Origin of the sequence: Peptoclostridium sp. AF21-18 (genome assembly GCF_003478825.1) — a bacterium.
Lineage (GTDB): Bacteria > Bacillota > Clostridia > Peptostreptococcales > Peptostreptococcaceae > Peptacetobacter.
Map to the genome: position 1 here is coordinate 33546 of NZ_QUGE01000008.1, position 22329 is coordinate 55874.

Below are 22329 nucleotides of genomic sequence, written 5' to 3' on the forward strand. Positions count from 1 at the left end.
AAAGAAAATGATATTTAAATGGCAGCTGGGATTTTTCTCAGCTGTTTTTTTATTGTATGTATAAAATTACCAGTTTTACTGAGAGGTTCCTCTTTTATAAAATTATATATCAAGTATGTTTTTAAAAGCCCTTGTATATATATTGTGTATATTTGGAAAAAATATAAATAGATAGCAATATATATAGAAAAGAGGTATGAGTATGGATATAAATTATATATTAGGTTTAGAAGAGGGTTCTGTATTTGATAGGAAAAGTATTAAAATCAAGCCAAAGGAATTGGCAAAGCATATAATAGCATTTGCAAATTCAGATGGTGGGATGATAGCTATAGGAATAACAGATAAGAATAGAATTATTGAGGGGATAGACTACTATGAAGAAAAAATAAATGAGATTTTAGAAGTGCCTTTTAGGTACTGTTTTCCAAGTATAAGAGTAAAGTCTAAAAGGATAGAGTGTATTGATTCTGATGGCTTTGACAATCATATATTACTTATGGAGATAGAGTCTGACTCTGTTGTACATAAAAATCAGCAAGATGAGGTATTTATAAGAGTTGGGGATAAGTCTATAAAATTAAATTTTGAGGAAAGAATACAACTTATGTATGATAAAGGAGAGAGAAACTTTGAAGATACAGAGGTAGTTGATGCGACAATAGATGATATAGATATTCCTTTTTTAAGAGATTATATAAAAATAATAGGGTATTCAAAAGATGAAATAAGTTATCTAAAGGAAAATAAAGGATTTTTAAAAGAAAAGAATGGAAAAGATGTTTTAAGTACAGCAGCGATACTTTTATTTGGAAAAAGACCACAGGATTTTTTTCCTAGAGCTAGAGTCAGATTCATAAAATATGATGGAATAGAAGAAAAAACTGGAGCCGAGATGAATGTAGTTAAGGATATTGTATTTGAGGGGAAAATATATGATATGCTGAAGAAAACTATAGAATATATAGATTCTCAAATAAAAGAAAAGACTTTTTTAGAAAAAGACGGCAGATTTGTGACTGTTGAAGAATATCCTAAATTTGTAAGGCAAGAACTTGTGGTTAATGCTATAACTCATAGAGATTACAGTATTAGAGGAACAGAAATACAAATTAAAATGTTTGATGATAGGTTGGTTGTAGAGAGTCCTGGGAAATTACCTGGACTTGTTAAAAAGGATAATATGAGACACACTCATTTTTCTAGAAATCCAAAGATTGCAGAGTACTTAAAATATTTTGGCTATGTCAAGGAATATGGAGAGGGTGTGGATCGTATTTACAAAGAATTGAAGGAAGCTGGGTTTAAAGAAGTGGAGTATTATATGGATACATTTATATTAAAGGCAATTGTATTTAATAATAAAGTAGATTCATCAAAGCTGCAGTATATTATACAATCAGATGACACTTTGGGAAATAAAAAGGCTGTTTCAGATGATTTTAGTGACACTTTGGGAAATAAAAAGGTGGTTTTAGGTGATTTTAGTGACACTTTGGGAAATGAAAAGGCTGTTTCAGATGATTTTGGTGACACTTTGGGAAATAAAATTAATGATTATAAATATACTAAATTAAGCAAAATAAGTATAGAAAGATTATTAGAAACAAAAAAATTTCCAAGAGAAGTAGTAGAAAATATTTTAAAAGTATATGATGAGGTAGAAACAAATCAGATTATAGGAAATTTAGAAGTTAGTAAGATACTAGGTAAGTCAAAATCGACAGCAATAAGAGTCATGAAAAAATTGAAAGAAATGGATGTAATAGTACAAGTTAATGGAAAAGGAAGAGGAAAATATAGATTCAAGTATGAGTCTGAAATTAAAAATAAAAAATAAACAGAAAAAGACTGCTAACGAATAAGCGTAGCAGTCTTTTTATTTGATAACACTTAAAAATTCTAATATAATATATTATGAAACAGTATGCAATGATATATTGAAGTTGTATAATAGTATATCATCTCATAGAAAGGAAGATATATATGATTCTTATAAAAAACGGAAACATAAACACAGTAACAAATGGAGAAATAAAAGGAGATATCCTTATAAAAAATAAAAAAATAGAAAAAATTGCAGAGTCAATAGATACAACATGCCTTGAAGATGTTGAAGTAATTGATGCAGATGGATTAAATGTATTTCCAGGATTCATAGATGCCCATACACATCTTGGACTTTGGGAAGATGGTCTAGGATTTGAAGGAGCAGATGGAAATGAAGAAACAGATCCAATTACACCTAATTTAAACCCAATAGATGCTATAAATCCAATGGACCATACATTTAAGGAAGCGTACGAAGGTGGAATCACATCTGTATGTGTAACTCCAGGAAGTGCAAATGTTATGGGAGGACAGTGTATAGCGATAAAGACATTTGGAAAGAGAATAGATAAAATGGTAATAAAAAATCCTGTAGCTGTAAAAATAGCATTTGGTGAAAATCCAAAGAGTTGCTATGGACAGGATGAAAAATCTCCTCAAACAAGAATGGCGATTGCAGCTATACTTAGAGAAAACTTTAGAAAGGCACAGGATTATCTTGAGGAAATGAGTTTTTACAGTGAAGCTGATGATAATGATATAGATAAGCCAGAGTACGATATGAAGCTTGAGAGCTTAATACCGGTACTTAGAAGAAGAATTCCTCTAAAAGCACATGCACATAGAGCTGATGATATATTCACAGCGATAAGAATTGCAAAGGAATTCGACTTAAAGCTAACTATAGACCACTGTACAGAAGGGCATTTAATAGTAGATGAGCTTCTTGAAGAAAATGGAGAATATCCAATAATAGTAGGTCCATCATTGACAGATAGATCTAAACCAGAGCTTAGAAATCTTTCTCTTGAAACAGCGGGAATACTTTCAAATGCAGGGATAGAAGTATCTCTAATGACAGACCACCCTGTAATACCAGTTCAGCACCTTCCAATGTGCGCAGGAATGGCTATTAAAAATGGTATGAAAGAAGATGCAGCACTTAGAGCGATAACTATAAACCCAGCCAAAACACTTGGAATAGACAAAAAAGTTGGTTCTCTTGAAGAAGGTAAGGATGCGGACATAGTTTTATGGGAAGGCTCACCATTTGATTTAGGTGGAAAAGTAATGTGTACGATAATAGATGGAAAAGTTGTTTATAAAAGATAATATACAAGGAAAATATAAAAGACAAATTAAAAATACGGAGATAAATATGAAAAGAATTTTTTTAGAAGACGAAAATAAGACAAAGGAACTTGGTGAAAAACTAGGAAAATTAGTAGATACTGGTTCAATTATTTGTCTAGTTGGAGATTTAGGAGCCGGAAAGACTACATTTACTCAGAGTTTTGCAAAATCACTTGGAGTAGATGATTATATAACTAGCCCTACATTTACAATAGTGAACGAATATCAGGGTAGATTGCCTCTATACCATTTCGACGTTTATAGAATAGGATGTAGCGAGGAAATGTACGATATAGGATACGACGAATATATAAACTCAGATGGAGTTTGTATAATAGAATGGGCGAATTTAATAGAGGATATACTTCCAGATGAATATTTAAAAATAGATATGAAGTATAAAGAAATGGGTAGAGAGGTAACATTCGAGCCTGTTGGAGAAAAATACGAAAAAATGATTGAGGAGATGAATTTATAGATGAAAATTTTAGGAATGGATACATCTTCAAGAGCATGCAGTGTAGCTGTTGTGGAAGATGATTGTCTTATATGTGAATTTGTTATAAATAACAAAAAGACTCACTCACAGAAATTAATGCCTATGATAGAAACTATGCTTAATATGAGCGATTTAAGTATAGAGGATATGGATGCAATAGCAGTTTCTGTAGGGCCAGGATCTTTTACAGGTCTTAGAATAAGTATGGCTACAGCAAAGGCTATCTCTCATGTAAACAATATTCCAATATTAGCTGTCAATGCGTTAGAAAGCTTAGCTGGAAATATGGACCTTTGTGACAAGAAAATATATCCAATACTGGATGCACAGAGAACGCAGGTATATACAGCAAAATACGAGTATAAAAACGACGAGCTTGTAGAGCTTGAAGGAATGGATGTAAAAGAGATAGATGATTTAATAGAGATTATAAAAAATTCTGGAGAAGAATGTATAGTTCTTGGAGAAGCTGTTTCAAAATACGAAGATAAGCTATCAGAAGTAGAAAATATACATATCCCAGCAGTTTCTCACAATGTAACTAAGGCAGCAAGTGTTTGTGCAGTTGCTTTAGCTAAGTATAAAAGAGGTGAGGGAGTTCACAGCTGCTACGATGTAAACCCAATATACATAAGAAAATCTCAGGCAGAAGTACAGTACGAAGAAAAAATGAAAAAATTAGAGGCTCAGAAAACAGCTGAAAACAAATAGAAATTTGAAGGAAAGAAGGAATTGAATTCTATACAGGAATTCAAATAAGAAGAGGGAAAATGGAAAATACAGAAAAACTTTCTGATGTAATAGTAAGAGAAATGACTATGGACGATGTGGATGGAGTTTTCGAAGTTGAGAAAAATTGCTTTGAAGATTTCTGGTCTAAGCAGTCATTTATAGACGAGGTTAAAAACAGCAATGCTAGATATTTAGTAGCAGAAAAGGACTCTAAAATAGTAGGATATATAGGAATTTGGCTTATAATCGATGAAGGGCATATAACAAATGTTGCAGTTCACAGCGATTATAGAGGACTTAAAATAGGAAATGAGCTACTAAAAGAAATGGTAAAACTTTGCAAAGAAAATAAAATAGTTGCTATGACTTTAGAGGTCAGAAGAAGCAATTTAGTAGCACAAAATCTGTACAAAAAATACGGATTTAAAATGGCTGGTGTTAGAAAAGAATATTATAGCGACAACAGAGAAGACGCAATAATAATGTGGAATCAGCTTTCGGAGGTGTAAAAATGAGCGATATAATAACTTTAGCGATAGAAAGTAGCTGTGATGAAACAGCTGCATCTGTCCTTAAAAACGGGAGAGAAGTTCTTTCAAATATAATATCAACACAGATAGATATACATAAAAAATTTGGTGGAGTAGTTCCAGAAGTAGCTTCAAGAAAACATATAGAAAATATAGATATAGTTGTGCAGCAGGCTTTAGATGAAGCAAATATAAATATGAATGATATAACTCATATAGCAGTTACTTACGGTCCAGGACTTGTTGGAGCACTTTTAGTTGGATTATCTTATGCAAAAGCCATGGCTTATGCGCTAGATATTCCTCTAGTTGGTGTAAATCATATAGAAGGACATTTAAGTGCTAACTACATAGCACATAAAGATTTAAAACCACCATTTATAACACTTATAGTTTCTGGAGGTCACACTCATCTAGTTGAGGTTAAGGACTATGGAGAATATGAAATATTAGGTAGAACAAGAGATGATGCATCTGGAGAAGCATTTGACAAAGTAGCAAGAGCTATGGGACTTGGATATCCAGGTGGACCAATAATAGATAAATTAGCAAAAGAAGGAAATAAAGATGCAATAGAATTCCCTAGAGCGTATATGGATGAAGGATATGATTTCAGCTTTAGTGGAATAAAATCTGCAGTATTAAACTACTTAAATGCTAAAAAAATGAAAAAAGAAGAAATAGTAGAAGCAGATGTTGCTGCATCTTTCCAGGATGCTGTAACAGATGTACTAGCTAACAAAGCCATAAAAGCAGCTAAAGAAAAAGGTTATAACGTAGTAACTCTATCTGGTGGTGTTGCTTCAAACTCTGGACTTAGAGAAAAAATAGAAATGCTAGGAAAAGAAAACGGAATAGAAGTAAAATATCCACCGCTAATACTTTGCACAGACAATGCTGCAATGATAGGATGCGCGGGATACTATAACTACATAAAAGGAAGAGTAGATGACATGAACCTAAATGCTGTTCCTAACTTACAGATTACAGATAATAAACTGTAAACCTAAGATAGTGAGCAGTATTTAAAAGTATCTGTTAAAGATTTTAAATTATAAAAAGGGTATCTGTATATCACGATGCAGCGACAATTCTGCAAGCGACTCGCAACTTATAAATGTGTTACATAAAAGTGCGAGTCGCTGAAGCCTGGAGCAAATGTGATATATGATACCCTTTTTCCGTATAATTTATAAATCTTTTACAATATTAACTGCCCACTTTTTACTCAATGCTCTAGGTACTCCAAGGATAAATTTTATTATTTCTTCGACCGATGTACACCGTACAAGTAAATATATAGGTAGTCCCCATTTTGCAGCCAGGAATGTCAAAGGAACAGATCCAAGCCACATAGAGCCCATTTCGATGATAAGGGCCATTTTAGTATCCCCACCACTTCTAAGAACACCTATAATAATAAACGTATTAAAAGCTCTCAGAGCCATTACAATAGCCATTATAATAAATATCTTAGTTATATCCGGTGCAAGTGTCTCAGATACACTAAACACCTTTAAAAGCATAGGTATAGATATTATTAAAAGAATACCCATTAAAAAGCCAGTTACAGTAACTATAACTCCTAATTTTTTAGAATAATCTAAAGCTCTGTCAATATGGTCAGAACCAAGTTCATTTCCAAGCATTATAGATGATCCCATAGCGATACACATTGCAGTCATAACAAAGAAGTTACTAGTTGTTGTAGCTATCTGGCTTGCAGCAATTGCAGATGTTCCAGCCATAGCATAGGCTACTGAGTAACATACTGTAGCTACTGCCCAGAAAGATTCATTTAGGAATATTGGAAAACTTTTAGAGCCATATGCAACTAAAAAATCTTTTTCAAACATTCCAAAATGATGAATATTAAATCTAAGCATATAATCTTTTTTGTATAGATATACATACCAGACCATTATAATTGCTTCTACTAGTCTGGCGATTAAAGTAGCTAGAGCAGCACCTTCAACTCCCATTCTAGGGAATCCGAATTTACCAAAGATAAGTACATAGTTTAAACACACATTTACAACTATTGCAATTGCACTACATTTCATACCTATATTTGGATTTTTTATACTACGAGAGCATACCCCAAACCCCATACTTATAGCGGTTAAAGGGTAGCTGATTACTACTATTTTAAAATAATTTCTACATAAAGATACAACCTCAGAGTCATATGAAAATATGTGTATTATGCTTTCTGGCGAAACAAAAGCGATTATTACAAAAGGAAGACTCATAACTAAACCAAGCAGTATACTAAGTGCAGTGACTTTTTTAATATTAGTTATATCATTTTTCCCGAAAAACTGTGATATAAACAGTCCAGATCCTCCTAAAACACCAGCAAGACACATATTAAAGATAAAGAAGAACTGGTTTGCAACACCTACAGATGCGACAGAAACTTCACCCAAGCTACTAATCATAACAGTATCTATTACATTTACTGAAGATGAGATAAGGTTCTGTATTATTATAGGTATGCATAAAGATAAAAGAATACTGAAAAATCTCTTATTATAATCATCAAATGCAAACAGTTTTTTCAATAATTTACTCCATTATCTGTTCCCATTTTTCATAAAGAGAGGCTAATTTATCCTCTAATTCTGATTTTTCTAGGTTTACTTCTTTTGATTTTTCTGGATTTGAATAAATTTCTTCCTGACAAAGCATCATATCAAGACCTGCAATCTTCTTTTCAGTCTGCTCGATATCGTCTTCTAATTTTTTGATTTTATTTTTGCTCCGTCTTTCGATTTCCCTCTGTTCTTTTTCTTTTCTTTTTTCTTCTTTTAACTGAGTTTTTGTTTTAGTCTCAGTATTTTCCTCTTTGTGCATCTCACTTAGCTGTCTTTTCTTTTCAATATAATAGTCGTAATTTCCAAGGTATTCAGTTACACTATTTTCGTCAAGCACTAATATTTTATCCACTACTTTATTTAGGAAATATCTATCGTGTGAAATAGTGAATATTGTTCCTGTATAATTTACAAGTGCTTCTTCTAGAACTTCTTTTGAATCTATGTCTAAGTGGTTTGTAGGTTCGTCAAGAAGTAGGAAGTTAGACTGAGATAATATAAGTTTAAGAATTGCAACCCTTGCTCTTTCGCCCCCACTTAGAGAAGATATTCTTTTGAATACGTCCTCATTTTCAAATAGGAAAGCACCAAGCATATTTCTAACCTCTGTCTGAGTAAGATGAGGGTTTGCATCCCAAATCTCGTCAATTACAGTATTATCAAGGTTTAAAGTCTTCTGCTCCTGATGGAAATACGCAGTGTTTACATTTGTACCAAATTTAACTTCACCTTGTATAGGCTCTAATTCATTCATTATTATCTTGAATAATGTAGATTTACCGGCACCATTTGGTCCTATAAGTGCGACTTTTTCTCCTCTATATATATCAAGGTTTAAATCTTTAAATAGAACCTTATCTGGGAAGCTCATTTCAACATCTCTTACTGCTAAAACGTCGTTTCCACTTTCAACTGCTGGTATAAATTTAATTTTCGCTCTTTTTCTTTCTCCATCTGGCTTATCAAGCACTTCTATTTTAGAAAGAGCTTTTTCTTTGCTTCTAGCTCTTTTTAAATGTTTTTCTCTACCGTAAGCCTTTAGTCTTTCAATAGACTCTTCCTGTTTTTTTATTTCCTTTTGCTGATCTTCATAAGTTTTTCTCTCTATTTCCTTGTCGATAGCAGATTTTTCTACATAATAAGAATAGTTTCCATTGTAAGCTTTTAACTTCTTATTATGTATCTCAAATATTCTGTTTACAGATTGATCTAAAAAATATCTGTCGTGGGAAATAAGGATTACAGTTCCTTTGTACTGTTTAAGGAACAGTTCTAACCATTCAAGAGCATCAGAATCAAGATGGTTTGTAGGTTCGTCCAGTAGAAGAAGAGTAGGTTTTTTAAGTAGCAGCTTAGCTAAAAGAACTCTGGTCTTTTCTCCTCCTGAAAGAATTTTGATTGGTTTTTCTAGTTCATCATCGTTAAAACCTAGACCTTTTAAAACTCCTTTTGCCTCAGATTTATATCCATAGCCGTTTGAGTTTTGGAAAAGTTCTAGTTTATGTGAATAATTATCCATAAGTTTTTGTAAATCTGGAGAGTTAGTTTCTGAACTTTTGTCAGAAATCTCACATTCCATTTTTCTAAGATCCTCTTCCATTTTTATGAGGTCGCTAAAAACTTCTAAAACCTCTGTAAAAATAGTATTGTCTGAGTAGAAGTTGGTATTCTGCTCTAAATAACCGATTTCACAATCTTTAGATGTATAAATTTCTCCGCTGTCATATCCGTAAATTCCAGAAATTATTTTAAAAAGAGTTGTTTTTCCAGTTCCATTTACGCCTATAACGCCGATTTTATCGCCCTCATTAACAGTAAAACTTATGTTTTCGAGTATTGATTCTACACCAAAACTCTTAGTTAAGTTATTACATGATAAAATAATCATAAATTTCTACCTCCTCAAGCTACCTAAAATTATAATGTTTTGATATAATATATTCAAGGCTATATGTATGGTTTTACAAAAAAGTATGTTATATAATAAACCATGATGGATTATAATAGAGTTAGGGGGTGCTAATTTAGATGGGAAATAAAAATATTTCTATGGCGGTTATAAGAAGACTACCTAAATACTACAGATACTTAGGTGAGCTTCTAGACAATGATGTTCAGAGAATATCATCAAAAGAATTAAGTGAAATAATAGGTTTCACAGCTTCTCAGATAAGACAGGATTTAAACAACTTTGGAGGATTCGGACAGCAGGGGTACGGATATAATGTAGATGCTCTACATAAAGAAATAGGAAAGATATTAGGTCTTGATAGACCATATAATGCTGTTCTTATAGGTGTAGGGAATCTAGGTCAGGCTATAACAAACTATTCAGGATTTAGAAACTCAGGATTTGAAATAAAAGCTTTATTTGATGCAAATCCGAGAATGATAGGTCTAAAAATAAGAGAGCTTGAAATATTAGACTCTGATATTATAGAAGACTATATAAAAGAACACGAAATAGATATAGCAATAGTATGTATACCTAAAAATGGAGCTCAGGAACTAATAAACAGAATAGTTGGAGCTGGAATAAAAGGTATATGGAACTTTGCTCCAATAGATCCAGAAGTTCCAAAAGGAATAATTGTTGAAAATGTTAACTTAACGGAAAGTCTATTCACTCTTTCTTATTTAATGAAAGAAAACAACGAATTAAAGAAATAAGTTATATTTTAGAAAAAAAGAATCTTAATGTTTTGAGTTATTTGGATTAAATTTGTAAAAATTAAAAATTGAGAAATAAAAAAGACTGATTTGAAAAAATCAGTCTTTTTGTTTACTAAAATTATTCAGCCTGAGGAGCTCCTACTGGACAAGCTTCAGCACATGCACCACATTCAACACATGCATCTGCATCTATTACGTATATGCTATCTCCTTCAGATATTGCTCCAACTGGACATTCAGCTGCACAAGCACCACAGCTAACGCAAGCATCAGTTATTTTGTATGCCATTTTAGTTTCCTCCTAATATTATAAAATTTATTTAAGTACATTATAACAAAAAAGTTCTACTATAACAATTAATTTAATTGATGAAAGTCAAATATTTTTGTATCATATAACTTAAACATAGAAACTTCAATACTTCTAGAAAGTTGAAAAAATTTGTTGGAGAATAATGATTCTTTTTTGCAGTATAAATTATAATGAAATTTTATCTCAATTTTAAATTTTCATTATTAAAAAAATATGTTAAAAAATTTTCAATTTTAAAGAATAGAGAAAAGAGGTGAAAAGGTCGTATTTTTTGTCGGAAAATATTTTCTTTTGGAATAATGTGTACTAAATATATCAAATAGTATATATTAATAGTGTTTAAATAGAGTTTTTTATAACTTAATTTATAAAAATAGAATACAATATGAAAACGATATCAAATAAAGCGGCTATACTTTTGAAAATATATGTATTAATAGGAAAAAGTGGAACGGGAAAAAGCTATAAATCTTTAGAATTAGCTTGTGAAAATAATATAGATTATATTGTGGATGATGGCCTACTTATATATAAGGGTCAAATTGTTGCTGGAGTGTCTGCAAAGCAGTCTCAGACTAAGATGGAGGCAGTAAGGAGAGCTATTTTTTCTGATATAAATCATAGAAAATCTGTTAAGAAAAAGATTAACGATTTAGACATAGATCGTATACTAATTTTAGGTACTTCTTTAAAGATGGTGAAGCAAATTTGCTCAGCTTTAGAATTAGGTGAAATAGACGAGATTATAGATATAAACGATATAAGTACAGAAGATGATATAAGAAAAGCAATAGAGTCTAGGAAAAAGGGGAATCATATAATACCAGTTCCGACTGTAGAGATTAAAAAAAGAATAAATGGTCTTAGAATAAATCCTCTAAGGAGATTTTTTATGACATCGGATAAAGAAACTAAAATCCTTGAAAAAACTGTAATTAGACCAGCATTTAGCTATATGGGTAAGTTCTACATAGCTCCCGAAGTGCTGAATCAAATTATAAAATATACTGTATCAAAAAATACACATATATCTAGAATAAATAGAATAAGTGTAGACAATTCAAATGGAAAAATAGAAATAAAATTGAATGTAAATATAAGAAATTTGGATGCTTTTGGAACACTAAAAAACATACAACATAATATAAAAAGAAATGTAGAGGATATGACATTAATTAATATTAATAAAATTGATATTTATATTAATAAAATAAAAGATAAATAGTGTTGTAGTAATATATCAAAATAATTTGAAAATTATTGTAAAAATGTTGTACTATTTTATAAAAAGTATGTTATAATCAAAATATAAACGCTGGAAAATGATTTTTCAAGCGTGAAAGTTTATATGAATAATTATTATATTAGAGTATTTAAGGGGGCTTACACAATGTCAGGAAATGTTTTTGAAAACGCACAGGCACAGGTAAAAAAAGCATGCGATAAATTAGGAATGGAACCTAATGTTTACGAATTATTAAAAGAACCTCAGAGAGTAATAGAAGTAAACATACCAGTAAAAATGGACGACGGATCTATAAAAGTATTCAAAGGATTCAGATCTCAGCACAATGATGCAGTTGGACCAACAAAAGGTGGAGTTAGATTCCATCCAAACGTTTCATTAGAAGAAGTTAAAGCTTTATCTATATGGATGACTTTCAAATGTTCAGTAACAGGTATACCTTACGGTGGTGGTAAAGGGGGAATAATAGTTGACCCTAGCCAGTTATCTCAGGGAGAACTTGAAAGATTATCAAGAGGATATATAGACGGAATATACAAATTAATAGGTGAAAAAGTAGACGTACCAGCTCCAGACGTTAACACTAACGGACAGATAATGTCTTGGATGGTTGATGAATACAACAAATTAACTGGATCAAGCAACATAGGTGTTATAACTGGTAAACCAATTGCATTCGGTGGATCATTAGGAAGAAATGAAGCTACTGGATTCGGTGTTGCAGTAACAGCTAGAGAAGCAGCTAAAAAATTAGGAATACCTATGGAAACAGCTAAAATAGCAGTTCAGGGATTCGGTAACGTTGGTGCTTTCACTGTTAAAAATATACAGAAATTAGGCGGAACTGTTGTAGCTATGGCTGAATGGTGCCCTAAACATGGTACTTATGTAATATACAAAGAAGACGGTTTAGATTTCCAGGCTATGTGGGATCACAGAGCAGCTAACGGAGATTTATATGACTTCCCAGGTGCAAAAGTTATATCTTTAGAAGAATTCTGGGCATTAAACGTTGATATAATAGTACCAGCAGCTCTTGAAAATGCTATAACTGCAGACGTTGCTAAAACTATAAACGCTAAATTAATATGTGAAGCAGCTAACGGACCAACTACTCCAGAAGCTGACGAAGTATTAGCAGAAAAAGGAATAACTTTAACTCCAGACATATTAACTAATGCTGGTGGTGTTACAGTTTCTTACTTTGAATGGGTACAGAACTTATACGGATACTACTGGTCAGAAGCTGACGTAGAAGCTAAAGAAGAAGAAGCTATGGTTAAAGCTTTCGAATCTCTATGGAAAATAAAAGAAGAATACAACGTAACAATGAGAGAATCTGCTTACATGCACTCAGTTAAAAAAGTAGCTGAAGCTATGAAATTAAGAGGATGGTACTAAGATTTAACTCAACAGTACAGTTGTAAATACTAAATGAATTCAATGGGAGATATCATATTTGATTATGGTATCTCCCTTTTATTTTTCATTGAAATAACTAGTCTTTAAAGGGAACATAATTATTTACATTATAAATTCTAGAAGGTATAATATATTGTATATGTACTAAAAATAGAAATTATAATACAAAATTATTTTGACATGTATTAAAACATAAAAAATGAACGATAATATAGTTAGAATGATATAAATATATAAAACTTTAAGGAGGGTTAGATTTGGATAAGAAAAAATTACTTTCATTAGTGGTATCTTTTGCTATGGTTGCGACAGGAACTGTATTAGCAAGTGCAGATGAAATAGACGATATAAATGCTGTATCAGATACAGAAACCGGTATAACAATAGATGAATATAAAGAATCTCCATATAAAGTGGCTACTGTAAAGGATGGAAAATCAGTAAACGTAAGAGTTGATGGAAATACAAAAAGAGTAGCTGGTGAGGGAGAACAGTTCAAAGTTAAAGGAATTCAGGGAGAATGGGTTAACGTTGAAGATGGAGAAGATGATGCATGGATAGCTTCAGAATATGTAGCCATATCAGAAGGTGTTGCATTTACTACAGCATCAACACTAAACCTTAGAGCAGCGGACAATACATCATCAGAAGTATTAGAAGAATTAGATAAAGGTAGTGCATTAGTAGTAGTTAAACAGGAAGGCGATTGGATTCAGGTTAGAAATCAGGGAAAAGAAGGGTATGTTCATGCTGATTATGTAACAGATGAAGCTCCAGTAGTACCTACTGTAGATGTAGACGGAAATATAATAGATGTACCTTCTGTTGATAGCTATAATGCTCAGGCTGTATTAAACTTAGCATATTCTAAAAAAGGAAGCCCGTATCTTTGGGGAGCAACAGGTCCTGATAAATTTGACTGTTCAGGATTTGTACAGTATGTATACAGTAATTCTGTAGGAGTATCTCTACCAAGAGTATCTTCTGACCAGGCAAATGTAGGAACAGAAATAACTAGAGATCAGCTTCAGCCAGGTGATTTAGTATTCTTCACAACAGATGGAAGTGGAGGCGTAAGTCACGTTGGTATATATGTAGGAAATGGATGCATGATACACTCTCCTCACAGTGGAGACGTAGTAAAAGTAACTGACATAACATCAGATTACTACTCATCTCATTTTGTAACAGCAAGAAGAGTATTATAATAAAATTTAAATGATATAAACGAGTCATCTTGTAAATTTACAGGATGGCTCTTTTTATTTGATTATTTTTAGCGACAATGCGACTCGATCGCCTGGAGCGAAAATAATATAATCATCTTTCTTGTAATTATGCTAAAATATAATTAATATAAGTTGACATTAGATAGGTAAAGGTGATAAGCTACTAATAGCTTTAAATTCGGTTCAGTGAGGCCGAGAAGGAGGAATAAAAAAATGTTAAAATCAAGAAATCTAATACAGCCAGAAGACTTTACTGTTGAAGAAATAGATGAGGTTCTAGCTCTTGGACAGAGAATAATGAAAAATCCAGAAAAATACATCCATGTATGTGATGGAAAGCTTTTGGCAACTCTATTCTATGAACCATCAACAAGAACAAGACTAAGCTTTGAATCAGCTATGAACAGACTTGGTGGACGTGTAGTAGGATTCTCAGATCCTAAAGCATCATCTACATCTAAAGGGGAAACTCTTCAGGATACAATGAGAACAGTATCTAACTATGTAGACATAATAGCTATGAGACATCCTGTGGCAGGTGCAGCAGCTGAGGCAGTAGAAGCATGTAGTGTTCCTTTCATAAATGCTGGAGACGGTGGAAACCAGCATCCAACTCAGACTCTTACAGATTTACTAACAATAAAAACTTTAAAAGGAAATCTTAGCGGCCACACAGTAGGACTTTGTGGTGATTTAAAATACGGAAGAACAGTACATTCTTTAGTAAAAGCAATGTCTAGATATCCAGATACAAAATTCGTATTTATAGCTCCAGATGAATTAAAAATGCCAGATAGCGTTAAAGAAGCTATAAAAGGACATGAATTTGTAGAAACTAATGATTTAGAATCAGCTATACCTGACCTTGACATACTTTACATGACTAGAGTTCAGAGAGAAAGATTTGATGATATAGAAGAATACGAAAGATTAAAAGATACATATATACTAAACAAAGAAAAATTAACTGATGCAAAAGAAGATATGCTAATACTTCACCCACTACCAAGAGTGAACGAAATATCAACTGATGTTGACGATGATAAGAGAGCTGTTTACTTTGAACAGGCAAAATTCGGAATGTATGTAAGAATGGCTCTAATAATGAAACTTTTAGGAATAAAAGACCCAGAATAAACTATCAAAACTAATGCGAAGGAGAATATAAATGTACAAAATAATAGAAAACAGTTATATCGGCGAAGATATGTACAGAATGAAAGTCGCAGGAAAATTTGAAGGAAAAATGGGACAGTTCTATATGCTAAGAGCTTGGGACAAATACCCTGTACTTTCAAGACCGATAAGTATACATGACATAGATGAAGAAGGAATAACATTCCTTTATAAAGTAGTTGGAGAAGGAACAGAAATATTTGCTAAACTTGTTCCAGGAGATGAAATAAAACTTCAGGGACCATATGGAAATGGATATGAAAAAGTAGAAGGAAAAGTAGCTTTAGTTGGTGGAGGAATAGGTGTAGCACCTCTTTATTTAGTAGCTAAAACTATACCTGGATGTGACGCATATCTTGGCTTCAGAGAAGAAGCGATACTAGTAGACGAATACAAAGAATTCTGTAATGAAGTAAAAACAACTACAGGAAATACATTCATAACAGATATATTAAATGTAGAAGATTACGACTACATACTATCTTGTGGGCCAACACCAATGATGGAAAAATTAGTTAAAATGTGTGAAGGTACAAATACAAGAATAATGATATCTCTTGAAAACCACATGGCTTGTGGAGTAGGTGCATGTCTAGTATGTACTTGTAAAACAAAATTCGGAAACAAAAAGACTTGTAAAGACGGTCCAGTATTCTGGGGAGAGGATGTGATTTTCTAATGGCAGATTTAAGAGTAAAATTTGGAGAAATAGAATTTAAAAATCCTATAGTAATGGCCTCAGGAACATTCGGATTTGGTAAAGAATACAATGAATATTACGATATAAATGAACTTGGTGGAGTAAGTAGTAAAGGATTAACTTTAAACGCAAAACCAGGAAACAATGGTTTAAGAATACATGAAACTCCATCAGGAATAATGAACAGTGTTGGTCTTGAAAATCCAGGAGTACAGGGATTCATAGATCACGAAATGCCTTTCTTTGGAAACCTAAACTGTGTTAGAATAGCTAACGTTGGTGGAGGATGCCTAGAAGATTACGTAAAAGGTGTTGAACTTTTAAATGACCAGGATATAGATATGGTAGAGCTTAACATATCTTGCCCTAACGTAAAAGCTGGAGGAATGGCTTTCGGAATTAAAAATGAAGTAGCTAGAGAAGTGGTAAGAGAAGTAAGAAAAGTTTGCAAACACCCTCTAGTTGTAAAACTATCTCCAAATGCAGAGGATATAGTTGGAATGGCAAAAGTTTGTGAAGAAGAAGGAGCAGATGGTGTATCTTTAGTAAATACATTTAAAGCTCTTGCAATAGATATAAGAAGAAGAAAACCGGTATTTGAAAATGTAACAGCTGGACTTTCTGGACCTGCTATAAAACCTATAGCTCTTAGAATGGTATATGAAGTAAGTAAAGCTGTAAACATACCAGTAATAGGAATAGGTGGAATATCTACTGCAGAAGATGTTATAGAATTTATAATGGCTGGAGCTACTGTAGTTCAGGTTGGAACTGCAAACTTTATGGACCCAGAAATAGGAACAAAAATAATAAAAGACCTTAATGATTTTATGGATAGAGAAGGAATAAAATCTCTTGATGAAATAAGAGGTATAATATAATAGATTAAGAAAATTATATTATAGTGTTCAAAAATAGGAGTGTAATCTAAATGGATAAATTTTTAGAGTACAGACATCAAATAACTGCTGCATTTTGGGGAGTAATACTCTTAATAATGTTATATCTTTACAAGTTTAAAGGAATAAATATACATCCAGTATTGTTTTTAATTATAGCAATATTGATGTTTACATCTCTAAAATATGCAAAAATAGTAAAAGAACATGAGCAGGAACAAAAAGAAAATAATAAGGAACAAGATAAAATAGACTAAAAGAAAAAGGTCATCTCAAAAGAGATGGCCTTTTTTATTGCAACAGTATATCGAATTTATTCGACAAATAAATGGTCGTATAACTAGATTAGAACTATTTAGAATTATTAAATTTGAGCATCGCTATTTTTTATTTCATCTAAAAATAATGAAACTGATCTCTTTGGTTTGAAATTTTTCTGAGAAATAGAATAGAATGTTCTAGAAAATTCGTTGTCTATATCCATACAGAATATTTCATTAGAATTTTCAAACTGCTCACAAGCGGAACCAGATAGTATAGAAATACCCATTCCATTTTTTACAGCTTCCTTTATTGAATAACTACTTCCCATAATGAAAACAGATTTGGGGATTATCTGTTTTTTGTTTAGAAAATACTCTGTTAAAAATCTTGTTCCAGATCCTTTTTCCCTTAAAATCCAATTCTGTCCACTTAGATTCTCATAAGAATGGATATTAGAAATATAAGTTTTATAATCGTAAGGGAAAATTAACTTCATATTTTCTTTAAAGCATTCCTGTTGTTCAAAATTATCAGACATAATCTTTCTGTCTATAATACCTATATCTGCATCTAAATTAACTAAATCTTTTTTTACATCATCAAAGCTTTTCATAGATAGTTCTATATTTATATTTGGATATTTCTTTGAAAACTCAGCTATATATTTTGGAAGAATATAATTAGCAGCTGAAGGAACAGCTGAAATTTTAATATCTCCAACAATATATTCCGTATCAATTTTAACTTCTAACTTAGCAGCTTCGATTATACTTACTACTTCTTTAGCTCTTTTGTAAAGTAAATAACCCTGTTCAGTTATTTTTATAGATTTCTGTCTAACAGATCTGTCTATGAGTTTTTCTCCAAAATAGTTTTCCAAATTTTTAATGTGTACACTAACACTTGGTTGTGAAAGACTTAGGTATTCTGCAGCTTTGGTAAAATTCTTAATTTCAACAACAGCGATAAATGTTTTTAATTCCTCTAACAAATTTCTCGCCCCCTTCTAAATAGTTAAAATTAGAAATTCTAGTATATTATAACATATTAAGCAATATAGAAATTAATTTACTAATTACAAAAAAATGTATAATAATATTTATATATAGTAAATTTATTATAGCATATAAGGTAGATAAAAATACGATAAACAAAAATATAACTTTTTAATAATAATTTGATAGGGTATTATATTATTAAGTATGCAAATTTTAGATATAAAATTATAATTATGAAATTTATTAATGAGGTGCAAAATGAACATTATAGAAAAAGAAAACGGAATAATATTAGAAGACGTAGCAGACTTTGATCCAAAGCATATATTTGAATGTGGTCAGTGTTTCAGATGGAGAGCGGAAGAAGACGGCTCATACACAGGTGTTGCTATGGGAAAAGTAATCAACGTAAAAAGAGAAGGAAACGATGTAATAATAGATAATACTACAAAAGAGGACTACGAAAACATATGGTGTGACTACTTTGACATGGACACAGACTATGGAAAAATAAAGAGAACTCTTAAAGAATTCGATGAATACTTAGACAAAGCAGTAGACTTTGGATGGGGAATAAGAATACTTAGACAGGACAGTTGGGAGATGTTAATTTCATTTATAATATCTTCAAACAACAGAATACCAATGATACAGAGAGCGATAGAAAATCTATCTGAAAGATATGGAAAACTAATAGGAGAGTATAGAGGAAAGAAATACTATGCATTCCCTACACCAGAAGAATTAAACAAAGCTACACAGGAAGAAATAAGAGAATGTAAAACTGGATTTAGAGATAAATACATAAAAAGCACATGCGAATCAGTTGTAGAACTTGGACTAGATGTTAAAGAATTTAGAAAACTTAGTACAGAAGATTGCTGCAAAGAACTAAAAAAATTCAATGGAGTTGGACCAAAAGTTTGTGACTGTATAGCATTATTTGGTATGCAGAAGATTGATACATTCCCAGTAGATGTTTGGGTAAAGAGAGTAATGCAGGAATTTTACATTGAAGAAGATATGAGTTTACCTAAGATGAGAAAATTTGCTCTTGAAAAATTTGGTGATATAGCTGGATATGCACAACAGTATCTATTCTATTATGCTAGAGAATTAGGTATAGGGAAATAGGATTAAAAACTATTCTTAATAGATATATGGCATAGTCAAAAATTTATGTAGAAAGTATTGAAAAATGAAAATAAAAGGTATATTATAATAATTGTTAGCACTCATAGTCTTAGAGTGCTAAATGTAAAATAAGCGATTAAACTTATAAATTGATATATAAAATAGGAGGCGCTAATAATGAAAATAAGACCATTAGCAGACAGAGTAGTAATAAAAAGAGCAGAGGTAGAAGAAAAAACTGCAAGTGGAATAATACTTGCAGGTGCAGCAAAAGAACAGCCTCAGATAGCTGAAGTAATAGAAGTTGGACCAGGTGGAATAGTAGATGGTAAAGAAATAAAAATGGAGCTTAAAAAAGGCGATAAGGTTATATATTCTAAATACGCTGGAACAGAAGTTAAAGTTGAAGGCGAAGAATATATAATAATAAAAGAAGCAGATATATTAGCAGTATTAGAATAAACAAAATAAAAGAAGTATAGTCAAAAGATTACAGTATAAGTTTTGTTTTAATTTGGGGAGGTAGTTAAAATGGCAAAAGAAATAAAATTCTCAGAAGATACAAGAAAAGCATTAGCAGCAGGAGTAAATAAATTAGCTGATACAGTTAAGGTTACAATGGGACCAAAAGGAAGAAATGTAATACTTGATAAAAAATTTGGTACTCCACTTATAACTAATGACGGTGTAACAATAGCAAAAGAAATAGAACTTGAAGATAGATTCGAAAACATGGGTGCACAGTTAGTTAAAGAAGTTGCAGTTAAAACTAACGATATAGCAGGGGATGGTACTACAACAGCTACAGTACTTGCTCAGGCAATAATAAGAGAAGGTTTAAAAAACGTAACAGCTGGATCTAACCCAGTTCTTTTAAGAAAAGGTATACAGAAAGCTGTTGAAGTAGCAGTTGAACAGTTAAAAGCTCATTCAAAAGATATATCTACTAAAGAAGAAATATCTCAGGTTGCATCAGTTTCTTCAGGAGATGAAGAAGTTGGTAAATTATTAGCTGAAGCTATGGAAATAGTTGGTAAAGATGGTGTTATAACTGTTGAAGAATCAAAAACTATGCACACAGAATTAGACGCTGTTGAAGGTATGCAGTTTGACAGAGGGTTTGTATCAGCTTACATGGTAACAGACGTAGATAAAATGGAAGCTGTTTTAGACAATCCATACATATTAATAACAGATAAGAAAATATCTAACATACAGGAAATATTACCTATACTTGAACAGATAGTTCAGCAGGGAAGAAAACTATTAATAATAGCTGACGATGTAGAAGGTGAAGCATTATCTACATTAGTAGTTAATAAATTAAGAGGAACATTTGATGTTGTAGCTGTTAAAGCTCCAGGGTTTGGCGATAGAAGAAAAGATATGCTAGGAGATATAGCTACACTAACAGGTGCTCAGGTAATATCTGATGAATTAGGATATGATTTAAAAGATACAGAACTTTACATGCTTGGTAATGCAGCATCAGTTAAAGTTACAAAAGAAGCTACTACAATAGTAGGTGGTGCTGGATTTAAAGAAGCAATAGACGAAAGAATAAATCAGATAAGATATATGATAGACCAGACAACTTCTGATTTTGATAGAGAAAAACTTCAGGAAAGATTAGCAAAACTTGCTGGTGGTGTTGCAGTTGTTAGAGTAGGTGCTGCTACAGAAGTTGAAATGAAAGAAAAGAAATTAAGAATAGAAGACGCTTTAAATGCTACAAAAGCAGCTGTTGAAGAAGGTATAGTAGCTGGTGGTGGTACTGCACTTGTAAGCGTAATACCAGCAGTAGAAGAGCTTGTTAATTCATTAGATGGTGAAGAAAAACTAGGAGCTAATATAATAAGAAAAGCTCTTGAAGAACCATTAAGACAGATAGCTATAAATGCAGGTCTTGAAGGTGCAGTTATAGTTAAAAATGTAATGGATGCAGACCTTCATGTAGGATTTGATGCATTAAACGAAGAATATGTAAATATGATAGAAGCTGGTATAGTTGACCCTACTAAAGTTAGTAGAACAGCTTTACAGAACGCTGCATCAATAGCAGGTGTATTCTTAACAACAGAAGCAGCTGTTGCAGATATACCAGAAAAAGAAGCAGATCCTATGGCAGGTGGGATGCCAGGAATGATGTAGTAAAAATATTTAAATATAAAAACATTATAGTGTAAAATGAAATATGTTTATCCTCCATTTAGCTGGGTAATATACTAGTATGAGTATATTGCATTTGATTGTACGAATTAATCAAATAGCTTGAATGGAGGATTTTTATTATGGAAAAGAAATTTATAAACACATCATTTTTATATGCAATACTTGCTATGATAGGTGGAGTATTCTACAGAGAATTTACAAAGATTAATCAGTTTGTTGGTGCAACAGCACTTGGAAAAGTACACGTACATTTATTTGTGCTTGGTATGATATTCTTCTTAATGGTTGCACTTTTAGAAAAACAGTATAAAATTTCAGAAGATAAAAGAATAAATAAATTCTTTGTTATATACAATGTTGGCTTAATTGGAATGGTAATTATGCTTTTAGTTAGAGGTATAACTCAGGTTAAGTATATGGCTCTTACTACAGCGATGAACGCATCTATTTCTGGTATAGCAGGACTTGCTCATATAGTTATGGCTATAGGAATAATATTATTCTTTTTAATTCTTAGAAAAGCAGCAGATACAAAATAATAAAAATTAAAAATATTTATAAA

General features: G+C 31.8%; 22 protein-coding genes. 18 read left to right on the forward strand and 4 right to left on the reverse strand.

Features of this window, described 5'->3' with window-relative positions:
- The first annotated feature begins 202 nt into the window (after nt 1–202).
- The 6 genes from DWX74_RS05335 (at nt 203) to tsaD (ending at nt 5948) form a co-directional block, all read left to right on the forward strand.
- A complete protein-coding gene (locus DWX74_RS05335) occupies nt 203–1840 on the forward strand; it encodes an ATP-binding protein (protein ID WP_118549044.1) in 1638 nt (545 codons plus the stop codon).
- A gap of 146 nt (nt 1841–1986) precedes the next feature.
- Entirely contained in the window at nt 1987–3162 is a 1176-nt protein-coding gene (locus tag DWX74_RS05340) for an amidohydrolase (protein WP_118549045.1), read from the forward strand.
- A gap of 46 nt (nt 3163–3208) precedes the next feature.
- The gene (gene tsaE / locus DWX74_RS05345) at nt 3209–3661 is read left to right on the forward strand and encodes a tRNA (adenosine(37)-N6)-threonylcarbamoyltransferase complex ATPase subunit type 1 TsaE (RefSeq protein ID WP_118549084.1); all 453 of its coding nucleotides are present in this window, start codon (nt 3209–3211) and stop codon (nt 3659–3661) included.
- The gene (gene tsaB, locus DWX74_RS05350; protein WP_118549046.1) at nt 3662–4393 is read left to right on the forward strand and encodes a tRNA (adenosine(37)-N6)-threonylcarbamoyltransferase complex dimerization subunit type 1 TsaB; all 732 of its coding nucleotides are present in this window, start codon (nt 3662–3664) and stop codon (nt 4391–4393) included.
- A gap of 59 nt (nt 4394–4452) precedes the next feature.
- A complete protein-coding gene (gene rimI / locus DWX74_RS05355) occupies nt 4453–4923 on the forward strand; it encodes a ribosomal protein S18-alanine N-acetyltransferase (protein ID WP_006438955.1) in 471 nt (156 codons plus the stop codon).
- Between the two features lie 2 nt (nt 4924–4925).
- Entirely contained in the window at nt 4926–5948 is a 1023-nt protein-coding gene (gene tsaD / locus DWX74_RS05360; RefSeq protein ID WP_118549047.1) for a tRNA (adenosine(37)-N6)-threonylcarbamoyltransferase complex transferase subunit TsaD, read from the forward strand.
- Nucleotides 5949–6134: 186 nt separating this feature from the next.
- Here tsaD and DWX74_RS05365 read toward each other — a convergent pair whose 3' ends face one another.
- Complete coding sequence (locus tag DWX74_RS05365) at nt 6135–7508, reverse strand: MATE family efflux transporter (RefSeq protein WP_199647573.1); 1374 nt, start codon at nt 7506–7508, stop codon at nt 6135–6137.
- Nucleotides 7509–7512: 4 nt separating this feature from the next.
- On the reverse strand, nt 7513–9429 hold the full coding sequence (gene abc-f / locus DWX74_RS05370; protein ID WP_118549048.1) for a ribosomal protection-like ABC-F family protein: 1917 nt from the start codon (nt 9427–9429) through the stop codon (nt 7513–7515).
- Between the two features lie 140 nt (nt 9430–9569).
- Here abc-f and DWX74_RS05375 point away from each other — a divergent pair, with 140 nt between their 5' ends.
- Entirely contained in the window at nt 9570–10211 is a 642-nt protein-coding gene (locus DWX74_RS05375; protein ID WP_118549049.1) for a redox-sensing transcriptional repressor Rex, read from the forward strand.
- Nucleotides 10212–10332: 121 nt separating this feature from the next.
- Here the strand turns inward: DWX74_RS05375 and DWX74_RS05380 are convergent, their stop codons facing one another.
- Nucleotides 10333–10503 carry a DUF362 domain-containing protein gene (locus tag DWX74_RS05380; protein ID WP_006438960.1) on the reverse strand — a complete coding sequence of 57 codons (171 nt, stop codon included), beginning with the start codon at nt 10501–10503 and terminating at the stop codon, nt 10333–10335.
- Between the two features lie 442 nt (nt 10504–10945).
- Here DWX74_RS05380 and DWX74_RS05385 point away from each other — a divergent pair, with 442 nt between their 5' ends.
- The 7 genes from DWX74_RS05385 (at nt 10946) to DWX74_RS05415 (ending at nt 17456) form a co-directional block, all read left to right on the forward strand.
- Complete coding sequence (locus tag DWX74_RS05385) at nt 10946–11752, forward strand: ATP-binding protein (protein WP_286164222.1); 807 nt, start codon at nt 10946–10948, stop codon at nt 11750–11752.
- A gap of 165 nt (nt 11753–11917) precedes the next feature.
- A complete protein-coding gene (gluD, locus tag DWX74_RS05390) occupies nt 11918–13174 on the forward strand; it encodes an NAD-specific glutamate dehydrogenase (RefSeq protein ID WP_118549051.1) in 1257 nt (418 codons plus the stop codon).
- 278 nt (nt 13175–13452) lie between these two features.
- Nucleotides 13453–14403, forward strand: coding sequence for a C40 family peptidase (locus DWX74_RS05395; RefSeq protein ID WP_286164223.1), 951 nt, complete (start codon nt 13453–13455; stop codon nt 14401–14403).
- 234 nt (nt 14404–14637) lie between these two features.
- On the forward strand, nt 14638–15561 hold the full coding sequence (gene pyrB, locus DWX74_RS05400) for an aspartate carbamoyltransferase (RefSeq protein ID WP_118549052.1): 924 nt from the start codon (nt 14638–14640) through the stop codon (nt 15559–15561).
- A 31-nt stretch (nt 15562–15592) separates the two neighbouring features.
- On the forward strand, nt 15593–16279 hold the full coding sequence (locus DWX74_RS05405; RefSeq protein WP_006438966.1) for a dihydroorotate dehydrogenase electron transfer subunit: 687 nt from the start codon (nt 15593–15595) through the stop codon (nt 16277–16279).
- The gene (locus DWX74_RS05410) at nt 16279–17181 is read left to right on the forward strand and encodes a dihydroorotate dehydrogenase (protein WP_118549053.1); all 903 of its coding nucleotides are present in this window, start codon (nt 16279–16281) and stop codon (nt 17179–17181) included. The genes DWX74_RS05405 and DWX74_RS05410 overlap by 1 nt, the downstream gene beginning before the upstream one ends.
- A gap of 50 nt (nt 17182–17231) precedes the next feature.
- Nucleotides 17232–17456: a hypothetical protein gene (locus DWX74_RS05415; RefSeq protein ID WP_118549054.1), complete on the forward strand. Its 225-nt coding sequence runs from the start codon at nt 17232–17234 to the stop codon at nt 17454–17456.
- Between the two features lie 107 nt (nt 17457–17563).
- Here the strand turns inward: DWX74_RS05415 and DWX74_RS05420 are convergent, their stop codons facing one another.
- Nucleotides 17564–18454: a LysR family transcriptional regulator gene (locus tag DWX74_RS05420; protein ID WP_118549055.1), complete on the reverse strand. Its 891-nt coding sequence runs from the start codon at nt 18452–18454 to the stop codon at nt 17564–17566.
- A gap of 265 nt (nt 18455–18719) precedes the next feature.
- Between DWX74_RS05420 and DWX74_RS05425 the strand changes: the two genes are divergently transcribed.
- From DWX74_RS05425 to DWX74_RS05440, 4 genes are all read left to right on the forward strand, one after another.
- On the forward strand, nt 18720–19595 hold the full coding sequence (locus DWX74_RS05425; RefSeq protein WP_118549056.1) for a DNA-3-methyladenine glycosylase family protein: 876 nt from the start codon (nt 18720–18722) through the stop codon (nt 19593–19595).
- A 177-nt stretch (nt 19596–19772) separates the two neighbouring features.
- Entirely contained in the window at nt 19773–20057 is a 285-nt protein-coding gene (locus tag DWX74_RS05430) for a co-chaperone GroES (protein ID WP_006438971.1), read from the forward strand.
- 69 nt (nt 20058–20126) lie between these two features.
- Nucleotides 20127–21746 (forward strand): chaperonin GroEL, encoded by a 1620-nt coding sequence (gene groL, locus DWX74_RS05435; protein ID WP_118549057.1) that lies wholly within the window; start codon nt 20127–20129, stop codon nt 21744–21746.
- A 140-nt stretch (nt 21747–21886) separates the two neighbouring features.
- Nucleotides 21887–22306: a DUF2871 domain-containing protein gene (locus tag DWX74_RS05440; RefSeq protein WP_118549058.1), complete on the forward strand. Its 420-nt coding sequence runs from the start codon at nt 21887–21889 to the stop codon at nt 22304–22306.
- Nucleotides 22307–22329: the final 23 nt, after the last annotated feature.

What these genes read in the sequence shown, in the direction of transcription:
- DWX74_RS05335 (WP_118549044.1), top strand. Translation starts at nt 203, where the DNA reads ATGGATATAAATTATATATTAGGTTTAGAAGAGGGTTCTGTATTTGAT.
- DWX74_RS05340 (WP_118549045.1), top strand. Translation starts at nt 1,987, where the DNA reads ATGATTCTTATAAAAAACGGAAACATAAACACAGTAACAAATGGAGAA.
- tsaE (WP_118549084.1), top strand. Translation starts at nt 3,209, where the DNA reads ATGAAAAGAATTTTTTTAGAAGACGAAAATAAGACAAAGGAACTTGGT.
- tsaB (WP_118549046.1), top strand. Translation starts at nt 3,662, where the DNA reads ATGAAAATTTTAGGAATGGATACATCTTCAAGAGCATGCAGTGTAGCT.
- rimI (WP_006438955.1), top strand. Translation starts at nt 4,453, where the DNA reads ATGGAAAATACAGAAAAACTTTCTGATGTAATAGTAAGAGAAATGACT.
- tsaD (WP_118549047.1), top strand. Translation starts at nt 4,926, where the DNA reads ATGAGCGATATAATAACTTTAGCGATAGAAAGTAGCTGTGATGAAACA.
- abc-f (WP_118549048.1), bottom strand. Translation starts at nt 9,429, where the DNA reads ATGATTATTTTATCATGTAATAACTTAACTAAGAGTTTTGGTGTAGAA.
- DWX74_RS05375 (WP_118549049.1), top strand. Translation starts at nt 9,570, where the DNA reads ATGGGAAATAAAAATATTTCTATGGCGGTTATAAGAAGACTACCTAAA.
- DWX74_RS05380 (WP_006438960.1), bottom strand. Translation starts at nt 10,503, where the DNA reads ATGGCATACAAAATAACTGATGCTTGCGTTAGCTGTGGTGCTTGTGCA.
- gluD (WP_118549051.1), top strand. Translation starts at nt 11,918, where the DNA reads ATGTCAGGAAATGTTTTTGAAAACGCACAGGCACAGGTAAAAAAAGCA.
- pyrB (WP_118549052.1), top strand. Translation starts at nt 14,638, where the DNA reads ATGTTAAAATCAAGAAATCTAATACAGCCAGAAGACTTTACTGTTGAA.
- DWX74_RS05405 (WP_006438966.1), top strand. Translation starts at nt 15,593, where the DNA reads ATGTACAAAATAATAGAAAACAGTTATATCGGCGAAGATATGTACAGA.
- DWX74_RS05410 (WP_118549053.1), top strand. Translation starts at nt 16,279, where the DNA reads ATGGCAGATTTAAGAGTAAAATTTGGAGAAATAGAATTTAAAAATCCT.
- DWX74_RS05415 (WP_118549054.1), top strand. Translation starts at nt 17,232, where the DNA reads ATGGATAAATTTTTAGAGTACAGACATCAAATAACTGCTGCATTTTGG.
- DWX74_RS05425 (WP_118549056.1), top strand. Translation starts at nt 18,720, where the DNA reads ATGAACATTATAGAAAAAGAAAACGGAATAATATTAGAAGACGTAGCA.
- DWX74_RS05430 (WP_006438971.1), top strand. Translation starts at nt 19,773, where the DNA reads ATGAAAATAAGACCATTAGCAGACAGAGTAGTAATAAAAAGAGCAGAG.
- groL (WP_118549057.1), top strand. Translation starts at nt 20,127, where the DNA reads ATGGCAAAAGAAATAAAATTCTCAGAAGATACAAGAAAAGCATTAGCA.
- DWX74_RS05440 (WP_118549058.1), top strand. Translation starts at nt 21,887, where the DNA reads ATGGAAAAGAAATTTATAAACACATCATTTTTATATGCAATACTTGCT.